Annotated in this window: 16 protein-coding genes; 12 read left to right on the forward strand and 4 right to left on the reverse strand. The window is 69.9% G+C overall.

Annotated elements, in window-relative coordinates:
• Positions 1–38: 38 nt before the first annotated feature.
• Together U5640_RS35810 and U5640_RS35815 are read right to left on the reverse strand one after the other, a co-directional pair.
• The gene (locus U5640_RS35810) at positions 39–713 is read right to left on the reverse strand and encodes a response regulator transcription factor (protein ID WP_067250522.1); all 675 of its coding nucleotides are present in this window, start codon (positions 711–713) and stop codon (positions 39–41) included.
• 14 nt (positions 714–727) lie between these two features.
• Positions 728–1,603 carry a RecB family exonuclease gene (locus U5640_RS35815; protein WP_340385536.1) on the reverse strand — a complete coding sequence of 292 codons (876 nt, stop codon included), beginning with the start codon at positions 1,601–1,603 and terminating at the stop codon, positions 728–730.
• A gap of 678 nt (positions 1,604–2,281) precedes the next feature.
• On the opposite strand from U5640_RS35815, the gene U5640_RS35820 reads away from it, so the two are divergent.
• The 3 genes from U5640_RS35820 to U5640_RS35830 all read left to right on the forward strand — a co-directional run bounded on the left by U5640_RS35820 (position 2,282) and on the right by U5640_RS35830 (position 5,635).
• Complete coding sequence (locus U5640_RS35820) at positions 2,282–3,895, forward strand: site-2 protease family protein (protein WP_340382009.1); 1,614 nt, start codon at positions 2,282–2,284, stop codon at positions 3,893–3,895.
• Between the two features lie 65 nt (positions 3,896–3,960).
• Positions 3,961–4,863, forward strand: coding sequence for a tRNA (adenine-N1)-methyltransferase (locus tag U5640_RS35825; protein WP_340382011.1), 903 nt, complete (start codon positions 3,961–3,963; stop codon positions 4,861–4,863).
• A gap of 187 nt (positions 4,864–5,050) precedes the next feature.
• A complete protein-coding gene (locus tag U5640_RS35830) occupies positions 5,051–5,635 on the forward strand; it encodes a hypothetical protein (RefSeq protein WP_340382013.1) in 585 nt (194 codons plus the stop codon).
• Between the two features lie 58 nt (positions 5,636–5,693).
• Here U5640_RS35830 and U5640_RS35835 read toward each other — a convergent pair whose 3' ends face one another.
• Positions 5,694–5,999: a ferredoxin gene (locus U5640_RS35835; protein ID WP_340382015.1), complete on the reverse strand. Its 306-nt coding sequence runs from the start codon at positions 5,997–5,999 to the stop codon at positions 5,694–5,696.
• 243 nt (positions 6,000–6,242) lie between these two features.
• On the opposite strand from U5640_RS35835, the gene arc reads away from it, so the two are divergent.
• From arc to prcA, 6 genes are all read left to right on the forward strand, one after another.
• The gene (arc, locus tag U5640_RS35840) at positions 6,243–8,009 is read left to right on the forward strand and encodes a proteasome ATPase (RefSeq protein WP_067250506.1); all 1,767 of its coding nucleotides are present in this window, start codon (positions 6,243–6,245) and stop codon (positions 8,007–8,009) included.
• Between the two features lie 241 nt (positions 8,010–8,250).
• Positions 8,251–9,762, forward strand: coding sequence for a depupylase/deamidase Dop (dop, locus tag U5640_RS35845; RefSeq protein ID WP_199844595.1), 1,512 nt, complete (start codon positions 8,251–8,253; stop codon positions 9,760–9,762).
• Between the two features lie 187 nt (positions 9,763–9,949).
• Positions 9,950–10,168, forward strand: a complete 219-nt coding sequence (locus tag U5640_RS35850) for a ubiquitin-like protein Pup (RefSeq protein ID WP_340382019.1) — start codon at positions 9,950–9,952, stop codon at positions 10,166–10,168.
• A gap of 44 nt (positions 10,169–10,212) precedes the next feature.
• Positions 10,213–10,824: an endonuclease VII domain-containing protein gene (locus tag U5640_RS35855; protein WP_340382021.1), complete on the forward strand. Its 612-nt coding sequence runs from the start codon at positions 10,213–10,215 to the stop codon at positions 10,822–10,824.
• Positions 10,776–11,621 (forward strand): proteasome subunit beta, encoded by an 846-nt coding sequence (prcB, locus tag U5640_RS35860; RefSeq protein WP_067250500.1) that lies wholly within the window; start codon positions 10,776–10,778, stop codon positions 11,619–11,621. Before U5640_RS35855 ends, prcB begins: the two co-directional genes overlap by 49 nt.
• 62 nt (positions 11,622–11,683) lie before the next feature.
• Positions 11,684–12,436, forward strand: coding sequence for a proteasome subunit alpha (prcA, locus tag U5640_RS35865; protein WP_340382024.1), 753 nt, complete (start codon positions 11,684–11,686; stop codon positions 12,434–12,436).
• A 71-nt stretch (positions 12,437–12,507) separates the two neighbouring features.
• On the opposite strand, the gene U5640_RS35870 is transcribed toward prcA, so the two are convergent.
• On the reverse strand, positions 12,508–13,527 hold the full coding sequence (locus U5640_RS35870) for a LacI family DNA-binding transcriptional regulator (protein ID WP_340382026.1): 1,020 nt from the start codon (positions 13,525–13,527) through the stop codon (positions 12,508–12,510).
• 94 nt (positions 13,528–13,621) lie between these two features.
• On the opposite strand from U5640_RS35870, the gene U5640_RS35875 reads away from it, so the two are divergent.
• The 3 genes from U5640_RS35875 (at position 13,622) to U5640_RS35885 (ending at position 17,365) form a co-directional block, all read left to right on the forward strand.
• Positions 13,622–14,881: an MFS transporter gene (locus U5640_RS35875; protein WP_340382028.1), complete on the forward strand. Its 1,260-nt coding sequence runs from the start codon at positions 13,622–13,624 to the stop codon at positions 14,879–14,881.
• 9 nt (positions 14,882–14,890) lie between these two features.
• Positions 14,891–16,252 (forward strand): Pup--protein ligase, encoded by a 1,362-nt coding sequence (pafA, locus tag U5640_RS35880; RefSeq protein ID WP_340382033.1) that lies wholly within the window; start codon positions 14,891–14,893, stop codon positions 16,250–16,252.
• A 108-nt stretch (positions 16,253–16,360) separates the two neighbouring features.
• Complete coding sequence (locus tag U5640_RS35885) at positions 16,361–17,365, forward strand: FKBP-type peptidyl-prolyl cis-trans isomerase (RefSeq protein ID WP_340382035.1); 1,005 nt, start codon at positions 16,361–16,363, stop codon at positions 17,363–17,365.
• Positions 17,366–17,418 lie beyond the last annotated feature (53 nt).

Here is a 17,418-nt window from a genome sequence, read left to right on the forward strand (position 1 = left end):
GCTCGGCGGGGGCGCCCTTCGCGTCGTACACCTACGCCCTACTGCTGCGCGCCCGGCCGCACCAGACCGCTCTCGTACGCGTACACCGCGGCCTGCACCCGGTCACGCAGCCCCAGCTTCGTCAGCACATGCCCCACGTGCGTCTTCACCGTCGTCTCGCTGACGAACAGGTCCGCCGCGATCTCCGCATTCGACAACCCCCGCGCCACGAGCTTCAGCACCTCGACCTCACGGTCCGTCAGCGTGTGCAGCGCGTCCGGCACCGGCTCGTCGCCCGACGGCAGATGCGTGGCGTACTTGTCCAGCAGCCGACGCGTGATGCTCGGCGCCAGCATCGCCTCGCCCGCCGCCACCACCCGGATCGCCTGCACCAGCTCATGGGCCGGCGCGTCCTTCAGCAGGAACCCACTGGCCCCCGCCCGCAACGCCTCCACCACGTACTCGTCGAGGTCGAACGTCGTCAGCACCAGCACCTTCGCCGGCCCGTCCCGCCCCGGCCCGGTGATCTGACGGGTCGCCTCCACCCCGTCCATCCGCGGCATCCGGATGTCCATGAGCACCACATCGGGCTGCAGCGCCCGCACCTGGTCCAGGGCCTGAAGACCGTCTCCGGCCTCACCGACGACCGCGAGGTCCTGCTCCGCCTCCAGGATCATCCGGAAGCCGGTACGCAGCAGCGGCTGGTCGTCGACGAGTAGGACGCGGATGGCCACGTGAGTCTCCTTCGCTAGTCCGGCCCCATTCTGCCCTGCTCGACGTCCCCCGACGCCGCCGCCCTCACCGGCAGCGGATACGGCGGGGGAGTACCGCCGAACTCCGGACAGTGCGCCTGGTGATCGCACCACCCGCACAGCTTCGTCGGCCGCGGCCGCCACTCACCCGTCTCCGTCGCCAGCCGGATCGCCTCCCACAGCGCCAGCAGCCTGCGCTCCACCCGCTCCAGATCGGCGAGGTCCGGGTCGTACGTCAGCACGTCCCCACTGCCCAGGTACACCAGCTGCAGCCGCCGCGGCAGCACGTTCTTCAGCCGCCACACGACCAGCGCGTAGAACTTCATCTGGAACAACGCCCCGTCCGCGTACTCCGCGCGCGGCGCCTTGCCCGTCTTGTAGTCCACGATCCGCACCTCACCGGTGGGCGCCACGTCGACCCGGTCGATGATCCCGCGCAGTCTGAGCCCCGACTCCAGCTCCGCCTCCACGAACAGCTCCCGCTCCGCGGGCTCCAGACGCGTCGGATCCTCCAGCGTGAACCAGCGCTCGACCAGCGCCTCCGCCTCCGCCAGCCAGCCCGCCATCCGCACACCGTCCGGATCGTCGGCGAACAGCTCCGCCACCTCCGGCCGCGTCTGGCGCAACCGGTCCCACTGCCCCGGGATCAACGCCTTCGCCCGGGGCGCCGTCCGCTCCGCCGCCGGCGCGTCGAACAGCCGCTCCAGCACCGCGTGCACCAGCGTCCCCCTGGTGGCCGCCGCACTCGGCTTCTCCGGCAGCCGGTCGATCACCCGGAAGCGGTACAGCAACGGACACTGCATGAAGTCCCCCGCCCGGGAGGGCGACAAGGAGGCGGGCGCCGCGGCGACCGGCTTGGCGGGCGCAGGCACGAGACCCGACGCCCCCGCGTCCCCTGATGTCCCCGCATCCGAGGGCACGACCCCGGCAACGGCTCGAGCCACACCACCCGCCGCGCTCGCCTCGACCTCAACCCCACCAGGCTCGACCGCCGCGTCGCCGCCGGTATCACCGGCCGCGACCGCCGCATCGCCTCTGCCGGCCACGCCCGCCTCGGCAGCTCCCTCGGGCGCGCCCGCCCCGGCCTCATCGGGCCTGCCCGCCGCGTCGTTCCTGCCGGACGGGCCGGCCCCGGCACCGCCCTCGGTCGCGTCGGCCCCGGCACCACCGAGCCTGCTCGCCGCGTCACTCCCGCCGGACGCACCGACCTCGGCAGCTCCCTCGGGCCCGTCGGATCCGGTCCGCACGGACCCGTCCCGCTCCGCAGCGACCATCCCCGCCTCCCCCTCCGGGCCGGTCCCGGCTCCCGCTTCCGTCCGGGCCGACTCCTCCGCGTCCCCGCCCGCGCCGCCGGCGCCCTCACTGCTGCTGTCCATGCCTCAGACCATACGGCCCACCACTGACAGTGACCCAGCCCCGGCCCGCACACCCGGCGACGAGCGGGGAAACACAGGGGGTGCCGGGGCGGAACGCGTCACCACGGACGCATACCATCGGTCACAGACCTTCCGCCCGGCAGGAGCGGGAGACGTTTCGAACGAGGGGACATCGTGGTGGAAAGCGGCGGGAGCGGGCGGCCGCGGCCGGACAGCGAAGAGTCGGCCGAGCACCCCGTCACACCGGCCCCCCAGCCCACCGCCCCGGCGCAACCCGAGGGCCCGTCCCCCGCCCCGCCCGCCACGGAACGCGAGACGACCCCGACCGACGGCCGGCAGAGCGGACGCGAGCACTCCGACGGGCGCGACGCGCCCGCCGGCCCGGAGGAGGCGCCAGGCACCGGCACCCCCACCGGCGACACCCCCACCGGCCACACCCCACCCGCAGACCTCCCTGCCGAGCACCCCGCCCAGCCGCAGTCCGAGCAGCCGCACCCCGAGAAGCCGCACCCCGCTCCCGAACCCGCCCCCCACGCCGACCGGGGCCGGGCGCACGCGCACGCCCAGGACGGCGGCACCGCCCAAGGACCCGCCCCCACCGGCATCAAGGGCCCCCCGCCCCAGCGCCCCCCGGAGCAGCCCCGCGGCGGACTGCTCATGGGACGGCCCTTCGGCGTGCCCGTCTACGTCGCACCCAGCTGGTTCCTCGTCGCCGCCCTCATCACCTGGGTCTTCGGCGGCCAGCTCGACCGCGTCCTGCCCGAACTCGGCGCCGCCCGCTACCTGGTCTCCCTCTTCTTCGCGGTCGCCTTCTACGCCTCCGTCCTCATCCACGAACTCGCCCACACCCTCGCCGCCCTCCGCTTCAAACTCCCCGTCCGCCGCATCCAGCTCCAGTTCTTCGGTGGCGTCTCCGAGATCGAGAAGGAAGCCGAGACCCCCGGCCGCGAATTCTGGCTCGCCTTCGTCGGCCCCCTGCTCTCCCTCGTCCTCGCCGGCGTCTTCTACGCCGCCATGCAGCCTGTCGAGCCCGGCACCGTCCCCGGCGTCCTCCTGGCCGGCCTGATGATCTCCAACCTCATCGTGGCGATCTTCAACCTCCTGCCCGGCCTCCCCCTCGACGGCGGCCGTATGCTCCGCGCCGTCGTCTGGAAGATCACCGGCAAACCCATGAGCGGCACCATCGCCGCCGCCTGGGTCGGCCGCGCCCTCGCCGTCTCCGTCCTCATCGGCCTCCCCCTCCTCACCCAGTCCGGCGCCCTGGGCTCCAGCGCCGAGGACAGCGTCGGCATGGACACCGTCACCGACGCCCTGCTCGCCGCCATCCTCGCCGCGATCATCTGGACCGGCGCCGGCAACAGCCTGCGCATGGCCCGGCTCAGGGAACACCTCCCGGAACTGCGCGCCCGCACCCTCACCCGCCGCGCCGTCCCCGTCGAGACCGACACGCCCCTCTCCGAGGCCCTCCGCCGCGCCAACGCCGCCGGCGCCCGCGCCCTCGTCGTCGTCGACGCCCACGGCGAACCCCTCTCCCTCGTCCGCGAGGCCGCCATCGTCGGCGTCCCCGAACACCGCCGCCCCTGGGTCGCCGTCAGCGGCCTCGCCCAGGACCTCACCGACGGCATGCGCGTCTCCGCCGAACTCGCGGGGGAGGACCTCCTCGACGTCCTGCGCGCCACCCCCGCCACCGAATACCTCGTCGTCGAGGAGACCGGCGAGATCTACGGCGTCCTGTCCGCCGCCGACGTCGAACGCGCCTTCGTCAAAGCCATGGCCCGCCCCTCCTAGCGCATCCACGCATCCCGCCCCCACCCGTGGTCGGCGGCCCCGCCAAACGCCGGTAGGCTGTTCACATGTCCGAACCGACCGGTGCCGCCCGCAGGCGCGGGCCCTTCAAGGTCGGGGACCAGGTTCAGCTGACCGACCCCAAGGGCCGCCACTACACGTTCACGCTCGAGGACGGGAAGAACTTCCACACCCACAAGGGTTCCTTCCCCCACGACGAGCTGATCGGCGCTCCCGAGGGCAGCGTTGTCCGCACCACCGGTAACGTCGCCTACCTCGCGCTGCGCCCCCTGCTCCCCGACTACGTCCTGTCCATGCCCCGCGGGGCAGCCGTCGTCTACCCGAAGGACGCGGGGCAGATCCTCGCCTTCGCCGACATCTTCCCCGGCGCCCGCGTCGTCGAAGCCGGCGTCGGCTCCGGCTCGCTCAGCAGCTTCCTGCTGCGCGCCATCGGCGACCAGGGCATGCTGCACTCCTACGAGCGCCGCGAGGACTTCGCCGACATCGCCCGGCAGAACGTCGAGCGCTACTTCGGCGGCCCCCACCCCGCCTGGCAGCTCACCGTCGGCGATCTCCAGGACAACCTGAGCGACACCGACGTCGACCGCGTCATCCTCGACATGCTCGCCCCCTGGGAGTGCCTGGAGGCCGTCTCCAAGGCCCTCGTCCCCGGCGGCATCCTCTGCTGCTACGTCGCCACCACCACCCAGCTCGCCCGGACCGTCGAGTCCATCCGCGAGATCGGCTGCTTCAACGAGCCGACCGCCTGGGAGACGATGATCCGCAACTGGCACATCGAGGGCCTCGCCGTCCGCCCCGACCACCGCATGATCGGCCACACCGGCTTCCTGCTCACCGCCCGTCGCCTCGCCGACGGCGTCGAGCCGCCCATGCGCCGCCGCCGCCCCGCCAAGGGCGCCTACGGCGAGGACTACGCCGGCCCCAACGCCGACGGAGGCAACGGCCGCTGACCCGGCCCACGCCACACGGACAACGACAGGGCGCCGTGGCCGAGTTCCCCGGGGGTTCGGGGAACTCGGCCACGGCGCCCTCACCTTGACCCCGCACGACCCCGCCGTTCCCCCACCGTGTGACGTGTGGCACGATGCTGGCCACCCCCCATCTCCACCGGCACAGCCACCCCAGGAGACGCTCCTAGTGCAGCAATCCGCCGTCCCGGAACTGGCACACACCCACACCCGGCCCGTCCACTGGGTCGCCACCGCCACCGCGGTGGCCGGCGTCGTGGCGCTCTCCTCGCTCCTCCAGCCCGGACCCGCGACGGCCGCCCAGGCCTCCCCGCCGCACAGCACCACCACACCCGCCGCCTCGGCCACCGCCCCCGCCACCACCGGCGTCGACTTCCCCCTCGACTGCGGTCCCACCGTCAAACCGCTCGTCATGCGCAAGGCCAGCGGAGACCTCGACGGCGACGGCAGACCCGAGACCGTCGCCGCCGTCCACTGCGACGCCCCCATGGGCACCCCGCCCGACGGCGTCTACGTCCTGACCCAGGCCGCCGGCAGCGCCCACGCGCACGTGGTCGCCACCCTCGTCGACCCCAAGGACCGCACCAACGTCACCACCCTCACCGTCACCGACGGTGCCGTCCTCGCCACGCTCCTCGGCTACTCCTCGGCGGACGTGCCCAGTTGCTGCCCCGACCTCAAGGACAGCGTCAAGTGGCAGTGGAAGGACGACAGATTCATCCGCTCGACACCCGCCGGCGCCCACACGGTCTGAATCAGGCCATCACGCCCTGTGAGAAATCAGACAACCCTCACGGCCCGTACCTGAACGCTCACTCCGCGTCCGGGCCGTACACCTCGACCCTGTCCGAAACGCGACGTACATGGATGCACTCGCCGGGACACTCCCGCACCGAGTCCACCACGTCCGTCAACAGCGGCAACGGCACCGGCACCGTCGCCCCCTTGGCCTGCAGAAGCTCGTCCTGCGCACTCTTCACATACGCCAGCCCGTCGATGTCCAGCTCGAACACCTCCGGCGCGTACTGCGCGCAGATGCCGTCACCGGTACAGAGATCCTGGTCGATCCAGACCTCCAGCGTCTCCCCACCGGCACCGGCCTCCTGCTGCACGCTCATCTCTCCTGCCGTTTAGCGCCGAGCCGCAAGGGAACGATGCAGGCTCTGACGGGTGTTGAACACTTCGACCCTACCCCCGCCCGCTTCCCAATCATGTTCGGTGGGTATTCCCCTGGCGTGAGGGAGAGCGCAAGGGTGAAGATCGGACACACCCCGACAGTCTTTGTGATCTAGGGGTTTCAATCGACACCCGCCCAGGTAGGGTCTGGAAGCGTCCAGCTCCCCTTGGAGGAGGTGAGGACCGTGGCAGCCCACGACGACGACATGAACCGCGGCATCCGCCCGGGACGAGGGTCCGACGACCCGTCCGGGCAGATTGCCTACCTCGAGCAGGAGATCGCCGTCCTGCGCCGCAAGCTCGCCGACTCTCCGCGACACACGAGGATTCTCGAAGAGCGGATCGTCGAGCTGCAGACCAACCTGGCCGGCGTGTCCGCCCAGAACGAGAGACTCGCCAACACGCTCCGTGAGGCCCGCGACCAGATCGTGGCCCTCAAGGAGGAGGTCGACCGGCTCGCACAGCCCCCGGCCGGCTTCGGCGTCTTCCTCGCGGCGAACGAGGACGGCACCGCCGACATCTTCACCGGAGGCCGCAAACTCCGCGTGAACGTCAGCCCCAGCGTCGAGCTCGACGAGCTCCGGCGCGGCCAGGAACTGATGCTCAACGAAGCGCTCAACGTGGTCGAGGCCATGGAATTCGAGCGGGTCGGGGACATCGTCACCCTCAAGGAAATCCTCGAGGACGGCGAGCGCGCCCTGGTCATCGGGCACACCGACGAGGAACGGGTGGTCAGGCTCGCCGAGCCGCTGCTGGACGTCACCATCCGCCCCGGCGACGCCCTCCTGCTCGAACCCCGCTCCGGCTACGTCTACGAGATCGTCCCCAAGAGCGAGGTCGAGGAACTCGTCCTCGAAGAGGTCCCCGACATCGGGTACGAGCAGATCGGCGGCCTCGGCGGCCAGATCGAGGCCATCCGCGACGCCGTCGAGCTCCCGTACCTCTACCCCGACCTGTTCAAGGAGCACGAACTGCGCCCGCCCAAGGGTGTGCTCCTCTACGGGCCCCCCGGATGCGGCAAGACGCTCATCGCCAAGGCCGTCGCCAACTCGCTGGCCAAGAAGGTCGCCGAGGTCACCGGCCAGGCCGCCGGCAAGAGCTTCTTCCTCAACATCAAGGGCCCCGAGCTCCTGAACAAGTACGTCGGCGAGACCGAGCGCCAGATCCGCCTCGTCTTCCAGCGAGCCCGTGAGAAGGCCAGCGAGGGCACCCCCGTCATCGTCTTCTTCGACGAGATGGAGTCCCTCTTCCGCACCCGCGGCTCCGGCGTCAGCTCGGACGTGGAGAACACCATCGTCCCCCAGCTCCTCGCCGAGATCGACGGCGTCGAGGGCCTGCAGAACGTGGTCGTCATCGGCGCCTCCAACCGCGAGGACATGATCGACCCCGCCATCCTGCGCCCCGGCCGCCTCGACGTGAAGATCAAGATCGAGCGCCCGGACGCCGAAGCGGCCAAGGACATCTTCGGCAAGTACCTCACCGAGCGCCTCCCCCTGCACGCCGACGACCTCGGCGAGCACGGCGGCGACAAGTCCATGACCGCCCAGAGCATGATCCAGACGGCCGTGGAACACATGTACGCCGAATCCGAGGAAAACCGCTTCCTGGAAGTCACGTATGCCAATGGCGACAAGGAAGTCCTCTACTTCAAGGACTTCAACTCCGGCGCCATGATCGAGAACATCGTGGGCCGCGCCAAGAAGATGGCGATCAAGGACTTCCTGGAAAAGAACCAGAAGGGCCTCCGCGTCTCCCACCTCCTCCAGGCCTGCGTGGACGAGTTCAAGGAGAACGAGGACCTGCCCAACACCACCAACCCCGACGACTGGGCCCGGATCTCCGGAAAGAAGGGCGAACGGATCGTCTACATCCGTACCCTCATCACCGGAAAGCAGGGCGCGGACACAGGACGCTCCATCGACACGGTGGCGAACACCGGACAGTACCTGTAAAAAACAGGGCGGCTGCGGGTGCCCACCACGGGTACCCGCAGCCGCCCTGTTTTTCAGGCCACGGCTGGAGCAAGGCAATGACGCAAATGATCTCCCCACCGGCACAGAGGCGTTCTAGGCTCTTTCCTACCGCCGGGTTGCGCAGTGCGGAGAGGACGGGCACCGCACCCGCACCGGATGAGCACCACCGGTATCTGAGCGGCGCCCACGACCGAGGGTGCCGCCGGGCAAGGAGGGCCGCATGACCGTACGGCGAGTAATGGGCATCGAGACGGAGTACGGCATCTCCGTCCCCGGCCACCCCAACGCCAATGCCATGCTCACCTCGTCCCAGATCGTCAACGCCTACGCCGCGGCGATGCATCGGGCCCGCCGGGCCCGCTGGGACTTCGAGGAGGAGAATCCGCTGCGGGACGCGCGAGGCTTCGACCTCGCCCGCGAGGCCGCCGACTCCAGCCAGCTCACCGACGAGGACATCGGCCTCGCCAACGTGATCCTCACCAACGGCGCCCGCCTCTACGTCGACCACGCCCACCCCGAATACAGCGCCCCCGAGGTCACCAACCCCCGAGACGCCGTGCTCTGGGACAAGGCCGGCGAACGGATCATGGCCGAAGCCGCCGAACGCGCGGCCCAGCTCCCCGGCGCCCAGCCCATCCACCTCTACAAGAACAACACCGACAACAAGGGCGCCTCCTACGGCACGCACGAGAACTACCTGATGAAGCGGGAAACCGCCTTCTCCGACATCGTGCGCCACCTCACGCCCTTCTTCGTCTCCCGCCAGGTCGTCACCGGCGCCGGCCGCGTCGGCATCGGCCAGGACGGCCACGAACACGGCTTCCAGCTCAGTCAGCGCGCGGACTACTTCGAGGTCGAGGTCGGCCTGGAGACCACCCTCAAGCGCCCCATCATCAACACCCGCGACGAGCCCCACGCCGACGCCGAGAAGTACCGCCGACTGCACGTGATCATCGGCGACGCGAACCTCTCGGAGATCTCCACCTACCTCAAGCTGGGCACGACCGCCCTGGTCCTGTCCATGATCGAGGACGGCTTCATCGCCGTCGACCTGGCCGTCGACCAGCCCGTACGGACGTTGCACCAGGTCTCCCACGACCCCACGCTGAAGAGGCTGGTCACCCTCCGCAGCGGCCGCACACTCACCGCCGTGCAGCTCCAGATGGAGTACTACGAGCTGTCGCGCAAGTACGTGGAGGAGCGGTTCGGGTCGGACGCCGACGACCAGACCAAGGACGTCCTCGCCCGCTGGGAGGACACCCTCACCCGCCTGGAGAACGACCCGATGAGCCTGGCCGGCGAGCTGGACTGGGTCGCCAAGCGGGAACTCATGGAGGGCTACCGCCGCCGTGACGGCCTCGACTGGGACGCGGCGAAGCTGCACCTCCTGGACCTCCAGTACGCCGACGTGAGGGCCGACAAGGGCCTCTACAACCGCCTGGCGGCCCGCGGACGCATGAAGCGGCTCCTCGACGAGCCGCAGGTCGAGCGGGCCAAGGGCAAGCCCCCGGAGGACACCCGGGCCTACTTCCGCGGCCGCTGCCTCGAGCAGTACGCCGACGACGTCGCCGCGGCCTCCTGGGACTCGGTCATCTTCGACCTCCCGGGCCGGGACTCGCTCCAGCGCGTCCCAACCCTGGAACCGCTTCGCGGAACGCGAAATCACGTCAAGGAGCTCCTGGACCGCTGCCGCACGGCAGAAGACCTGGTCAAGGTCCTGTCGGGCGGCTGAGCGGGCCCCAGGAAGCTCGGCCGCGGCGGGGTGGAAACCCCGCCGCGAGGGAATCATCGAGAAGGGCCTCGTACGTTGGAACAACTACGGGGCCGATGTCGGACCCTCCTTGTAGGGTCTGATCATCACCGATCGGCAGGAAGCCGACCTGCCGAACATGTCGGGCGAACTGAGCGGGGTGAGGGTTATGGCGACCAAGGACACCGGCGGCGGCCAGCAGAAGGCGACGCGCTCCACGGAGGAGGTCGAGGAGCAGACGGAAGAGCCACAGGCTTCCGCAGACCTCAAGGAGCGCCAGGAGAAGCTGAGCGACGACGTGGACTCGGTTCTTGACGAAATTGACGATGTACTCGAGGAGAACGCAGAGGACTTCGTGAGGTCCTTCGTGCAAAAAGGTGGACAATAAAGGCTGCGTGGCAGCTTGCGCCTTCGAATTGAAGGTGACGGGGGATGAGGGTGGCTGGCAAACCGACCGCAAGGCAATGCAGGAAATGTAAGCGGGACCTGCCTCTCGCCTCATTCGCGCGGGACAAGAACCGTCGTGACGGCCTCCAGGTGCACTGCCGGGGGTGCGTGGCGCAGTACAGCGCCGCGCACTACCGGCGTCGCCGGGAGGGCATGGGCAAGCCGGTCCGGGAGAAGGCGGATGTCCCGGATGGTCACAAGCTGTGCAGGACGTGCGGCGAGGTCAAGCCGCACAGTGAATGGCATCGCAACGCGACCGCTTCGGATGGTCTGTCGACGCGCTGTCGGTCATGCCGGGCCGAGCGCGGGCGGCAAGACCACCTGAAGCGCAGCTACGGCCTCACCATGGCCGAGCGTGACGCCATGGTCGCCTCGCACATGGGGCTCTGCGTGATCTGCCTGAAAGCTCCCGCCATACATGTGGATCATTGCCACCAGACGGGTAGGGTCCGTGGCGTACTGTGCTTCAACTGCAATTCGGCCATCGGCAAGTTGGGAGACGATCCCGACGCAGTTCGTCGGGCAGCCGCCTACCTGGAAGGAACTCCGTGGAAGCCAACACTCGTAGCACCGGGCGTCTACCAGCTGCCTTCCTGACGCCTGGGTCCTCGTCCTTCATGGACTTCCTCTCCGACCACCAGCCGGAGATGCTCCCGGGCAACCGGCAGCTGCCGCCCACGCAGGGTGTGATCGAGGCGCCGCACGGGACGACGATCGTGGCCGTGACGTTCCCGGGGGGCGTGGTGCTCGCCGGTGACCGCCGGGCCACCATGGGCAACGTCATCGCCCAGCGGGACATCGAGAAGGTGTTCCCGGCCGACGAGTACTCCGCCGTCGGCATCGCCGGCACCGCGGGCCTGGCCGTGGAGATGGTGAAGCTGTTCCAGCTGGAGCTGGAGCACTTCGAGAAGGTCGAGGGGGCCCAGCTCTCGCTGGAGGGCAAGGCGAACCGGCTGTCGACCATGATCCGCTCCAACCTCGGCATGGCCATGCAGGGCCTCGCCGTCGTGCCGCTCTTCGCCGGGTACGACGTGGACCGCGGCAAGGGGCGCATCTTCTCGTACGACGTCACCGGCGGCCGTTCCGAGGAGCACAACTTCGCGTCCACGGGCTCCGGCTCGATCTTCGCCCGCGGTGCGATGAAGAAGCTGTTCCGTGACGACCTGTCGGAGGAGCAGGCCACCACGCTGGTGGTGCAGGCTCTGTACGACGCGGCCGACGACGACTCGGCGACCGGTGGTCCCGACGTCGCGCGCCGGATCTATCCGATCGTCACCGTGATCACGGAGGACGGTTTCCGCAGGCTCTCCGACGACGAGTCCTCGGAGATCGCCCGCTCGATCCTCGAGCGCCGCCTCCAGCAGCCGGACGGCCCGCGGGCCGCCCTGCTGTAGCGGCCGGTCCGGTTCTTGTGGCGAGTGATCCAGTGACTTCGACAGAAAGGGACGGATAACCGGTGTCGACGCCGTTCTATGTCTCACCCCAGCAGGCGATGGCGGACCGCGCGGAGTACGCCCGCAAGGGCATCGCGCGCGGCCGCAGCCTGGTCGTGCTGCAGTATGCCGACGGCATCGTGTTCGTCGGCGAGAACCCGTCCCGCGCGCTGCACAAGTTCAGCGAGATCTACGACCGGATCGGCTTCGCGGCGGCCGGCAAGTACAACGAGTACGAGAACCTGCGGATCGGCGGCGTGCGGTACGCCGATCTCCGCGGGTACACCTACGACCGTGACGACGTGACCGCGCGCGGTCTGGCGAACGTGTACGCCCAGACGCTGGGCACGATCTTCTCCTCGGCGGGTGAGAAGCCGTACGAGGTGGAGCTGGTGGTCGCGGAGGTCGGTGAGACCCCGGACGGTGACCAGATCTACCGGCTGCCGCACGACGGGTCGATCGTGGACGAGCACGGTTCGGTCGCGGTGGGCGGCAATGCCGAGCTGATCAGCAACTATCTCGACCAGCGGCACCAGGACGGGATGACGCTGGCGGAGGCCCTGAAGCTGGCCGTGCAGGCCCTGTCCCGCGAGTCGAACGGCACGCAGCGGGAGATCCCGGCGGAGCGGCTGGAGGTGGCCGTGCTCGACCGTACGCGTCCGCAGCAGCGCAAGTTCAAGCGGGTCGTGGGCCGTCAGCTGGCCCGGCTGCTGGAGGCGGACGGTGCGACGACGGAGGCGGAGAGCTCCGAGGAGGAGGACTCCGGGGAGGAGTAGTCCGACCGCGGAGTCGTGTGCTCACCCGCATTTGTGCCCCGGCCGGGTCGACCGCCGGGGCACAGGGCGTTTCAGGGGGCGCCGGGTGGCGCTGTGGAGCCCCGTGGGACGAGGTGGACGGGGATGTCGCCGGCGTCGGGTGCACGGCCGTCCAGGACGGCGAGGAGGGCGTGCATGCCGCGTTCGCCGAAGAGCTCGGCGTCGAGGCGGACGGTGGTGAGTTCGGGGTCGAGGGCGGTGGCGAGGGCGAGGTCGTCGAGGCCGGTGACGGAGAGGTCGTCGGGGATGCGCAGGCCGAGGCGCCGGGCGGCCTTGTAGGCGCCGGCGGCGAGTTTGTCGTCGTCGCAGACGACGGCGGTGGGGCGCTGCGGGCCGGGTGTGCCCAGGGCGGCCTCGGTGGCCGTCAGGGCGCCCTCGATGGAGATGGGTGCCGGAGCGGTCCGCAGGGTGGTTCCGGGGGCGTCTGCGAGGCGTGCGGCGAGTTCCCGCGCGCGTACGTCGAAGGTCCAGGAGGGTACGTCGGCCGCGAGGTGCAGGAAGTGGCGGTGGCCGAGGCCGAGCAGGTGGTCGGTGATCTGGCGGACGCCGTCGGCGATGTCGAGGTTGACGGTGGCGGCGCCGAGGCTGCCGGCGGGGTCGCTGTCGAGCATGACGAGGGGGAGCTGGTCGCCGCGGATGGCGGTGAGGGCCTCGGCTGCCATGGAGGAGGCGATGACGCCGTCGAGGGCGGCCTGGGCGGAGGCGAAGGGGTCGCGGGCGGGGCCGACGCCTTCGGGGGAGGGGTAGAGGACGACGCCGAAGCCGTGGGCGGCGGCGACGCGGGCGGCGCCGGTGTAGACGCCGGCGAAGAACTCGGTGGTGAGGGCCGGGACGACGAGGAGAACGGTGCGGGTGCGGCCGAGGCGGAGGTTGCGGGCGGCGAGGTTGGGCCGGTAGCCGAGGTCGCGGGCGGCCTGCCGTACGCGTTCGGCGGTGGTCTCGGCGACGCGGCCGCGCCATTTGTCGCCGAGGACCAGGGAGACGGCGGCCTGGGAGACCCCGGCGGCCTGGGCGACGTCGCGGCTCGTGGGGCGGGTGCTGTGGTGTGCCACCGTCCGCCTGCTCCTTCGTCTGGACTCGTGAACAGCGCACATGGTACGTATGACGAAGGACGTTATACGTAAAACCTCAGACGGGCGGTGGGCGATGGCCACGGGGTACGGGGAGATCCTCCGGGCGCGGCACGCGGCCCGGCTGCTGGTGGGCACGCTGGTCGGCCGGCTGCCGAACGCCACGTCCGCGATCGCCGTCGTGCTGTTCGTGCGGGCGGAGGGGGGCACGTACAGCCTGGCGGGGGCGCTGGTCTCGGTGTACGGCGTGGCGAGTGCCGTGGGGCAGCCCGTGCTGGGCCGGCTGGTGGATCTCTTCGGGCAGCCGCGCGTCCAGCTGCCCGCCGCGCTGGTCTCGGCCCTGGCGATGGCCCTGTTCGCGTTCTCCGGTACCGATCCGCTGCTGCTCGCCTGTGCGGCCATGGTGGTCGGCGGGCTCTTCACCCCGCCGCTGGAGGGCGGGCTGCGGGCCCTGTGGCCGTCGGTGCTGCGCCGTCCGGAGCAGGTGCCGGCGGCGTACGCGCTGGACGCGGTGGCGCAGGAGGTGATGTTCACCGTCGGGCCGCTGCTGGTGACGTTGTGCGCCTCGCTGTGGTCGGAGCGGGCGGCGCTGCTGGTGGTGAACGGCGTCGGGGTGCTCGGGGCGCTGTCGGTGGTGGTGTCGCCGCCCTCGCGCGCGTGGCGCTCCGCTCCGCGCGAGGCGCACTGGCTCGGGGCGCTGCGTTCGCCGGCGCTGCTGGTGCTGCTCGGCGCGCTGCTGTTCGTGGGGATCGCGATGGGGTCGATCACGGTGGCCTCGGTGCCGTACGCGGACGCGCACGGGGGTGACGCGGTGTACGGCCGGCTGATGGCGGCGCTGGGGCTGGGGGCGCTGATCGGGGGTCTGGCGTACGGGGCGCGGGAGTGGCCGGGGGTGCCGGAGCGGCGACTGCGGGTGCTGGTGGTGTTCCTGGCGGTGTGTTACGCGCCGTTGATGCTGATGCCGGGCGCGGTGGCCATGGTGGGGCTGGCGACGCTGGCGGGGGTGTTCCTGGCGCCGGTGCTGGCCTGCGCGTTCGTGATCGTGGACCGGCACGCGCCGCGGGGCACGGTGACCGAGGCGTTCTCCTGGCTGGTGACGACGTTCACGGTGGGCGCGTCCGTCGGTACGGGTGTCGCGGGTCCCGTCGTGGAGGCCGGTGGCGCCGTTCGGGGGTTTGCGGTGCCGGTGGTCGCGGGCGGTGTGTCGCTGCTGGTTTTGCTGGTCACGGGGAGGGTATTGGCAGCTCCGGCCGTAAGTGCGGTGGTTGCGTCTTCATCGGAAAATGATCCGAACCGTGCTGCCGAACCCCGTTTCAGTTCAGGGGATCGGGCGTAATGTTCAGTCATGGACCGCCGCATTTTCGGGCTGGAGAACGAGTACGGCGTCACGTGCACGTTCAGGGGACAGCGCCGCCTGTCGCCTGACGAGGTGGCGCGGTACCTCTTCCGCCGTGTCGTGTCATGGGGCCGTAGCAGCAATGTCTTTCTGCGGAACGGCGCCCGCCTGTATCTCGACGTGGGTTCGCATCCGGAATACGCCACACCGGAATGTGACAACGTGACCGAGTTGGTCACCCACGACAAGGCCGGCGAGCGCATTCTCGAAGGACTCCTGGTGGACGCGGAACGACGCCTGCACGAGGAAGGAATCGCGGGCGACGTCTACCTCTTCAAGAACAACACGGACTCGGCGGGCAACTCCTATGGTTGTCACGAGAACTATCTGGTGGCCCGGCACGGGGAGTTCTCCCGGCTCGCGGACATCCTCATTCCGTTCCTGGTGACCCGCCAGCTGCTGTGCGGCGCGGGCAAGGTGCTGCAGACGCCCCGCGGGGCCGTGTACTGCGTCAGCCAGCGGGCGGAGCACATCTGGGAGGGCGTCTCCTCGGCGACGACCCGGTCCCGGCCGATCATCAACACGCGCGACGAGCCGCACGCGGACGCGGAGCGTTACCGTCGGCTGCACGTCATCGTGGGTGACTCGAACATGTCCGAGACGACGATGCTGCTGAAGGTCGGCGCGACGGATCTGGTGCTGCGCATGATCGAGGCGGGCACGGTGATGCGGGATCTGACCCTGGAGAACCCGATCCGGGCGATCCGTGAGGTCAGCCATGACATCACGGGCCGGCGCAAGGTGCGGCTGGCGAGCGGGCGTGAGGCCTCGGCGCTGGAGGTGCAGCGCGAGTACTACGAGAAGGCCGTCGACTTCTGCGAGCGCCGCGGGATCCGGACGGGCACGGTCGAGCAGGTGCTGGAGCTGTGGGGCCGGACGCTCGACGCGATCGAGGCCGAGGACCTGGACCGGATCGGCACCGAGATCGACTGGGTGATGAAGTACAAGCTCATCGAGCGGTACCGGGCCAAGCACAACATGACGATGTCGCATCCGCGGGTGGCGCAGATAGACCTCGCCTACCACGACATCCACCGTCGTCGCGGTCTGTACTACCTGCTGGAGCGCAAGGGGCAGGCGACGCGGATCTGCAACGACCTGAAGATCTTCGAGGGGAAGTCGGTGCCGCCGCAGACCACTCGGGCGCGGTTGCGCGGTGACTTCATCCGGCGGGCGCAGGAGCAGCGCCGGGACTTCACGGTGGACTGGGTGCATCTCAAGCTCAACGACCAGGCACAGCGGACCGTGTTGTGCAAGGACCCGTTCCGTTCGGTGGACGACCGGGTGGAGAAGCTGATCGCCGGCATGTGAGTGCCGGAACGCAACACGGGCGCCGTACGTTTCCCGTACGGCGCCCTTCTCACGCCGTAGAGTTGCGCGCACGCCCTTTTCAAGATCGACCGATTACGAGGCTCTATCGTGCGCCGACGCTCACTGCTCCTTGCCGCCGTTCCCGCGGGGCTGGTCACGCTCTCCGCCTGTGGGGACGACAAGTCCGACTCGAGCAAGGCGAGTGAGGACGCGTCGCCCTCGGCCCCGGAGACGTCCGCGGCGCCTGCCCCGAAGATCGTGGACGGGCCGCTGCCGGCCATCACGGCGGGGACGAAGTTCGGTGAGAAGCCGACGGTGGCCAAGGGCACGGGTGAGCCGTCGGACCAGCTGGCGGTGAAGACGGTGATCGCGGGCGGTGGCCGGACGGTCGCGGAGAAGGACTTCATCTGGGCCAACTACCTGGGTCAGATCTGGGACACCGCAAAGGTGTTCGACAACTCCTACGACCGCAAGACCCCGCTGTTCATCCAGCTCGCCCCGGGCTCCATCATCGACGGATGGCGCTATGCCCTGACCGGCAAGAAGGTGGGCAGCCGGGTGGAGTTCTCGGTGCCGCCGACCTGGGGTTACGGCAAGGAGGGCCAGTCGCAGGCCGGCATCAAGGGCACCGACACGCTGGTGTTCGTGGTGGACCTGGAGGACACCTTCAACGCCAAGAGCTCGGCCAAGGGCACGGACGTCCCGCAGGACGACGCCAAGCTGCCGAAGGTCGGGACGAACACCGACGGCACGGCGCCCTCGGTCGACATCCCGAAGACGGACGCGCCGACGAAGCTGGTGGCGACCTATGTGATCGAGGGCGACGGCGAGAAGGTCGCGGCCGACAGCACGGTGGTCGTGCAGTACCAGGGCTTCGTCTGGGACTCGGGCAAGAAGTTCGACTCGTCGTACGACCGCAGCGCTCCCACCTCCTTCTCGCTCCAGCAGGTCGTCAAGGGCTGGGCGCAGGGCCTGACCGGCAAGAAGGTGGGCAGCCGGGTCCTGATCGTGATTCCGCCGTCGCTGGGCTACGGGGACAACCCGCCGAGTGGCAGTGGCATCGAGAAGGACTCCACGATGGTGTTCGTGGTGGACATCCTGGCGGCGTCCTGACGTCGTCCGGGATGAAAGACTGTCCGTGGTGCCTTTCCGTAGAGAAGCAGTAG

It is taken from the genome of Streptomyces sp. SS7 (genome assembly GCF_037993025.1).
Taxonomy (GTDB): domain Bacteria; phylum Actinomycetota; class Actinomycetes; order Streptomycetales; family Streptomycetaceae; genus Streptomyces.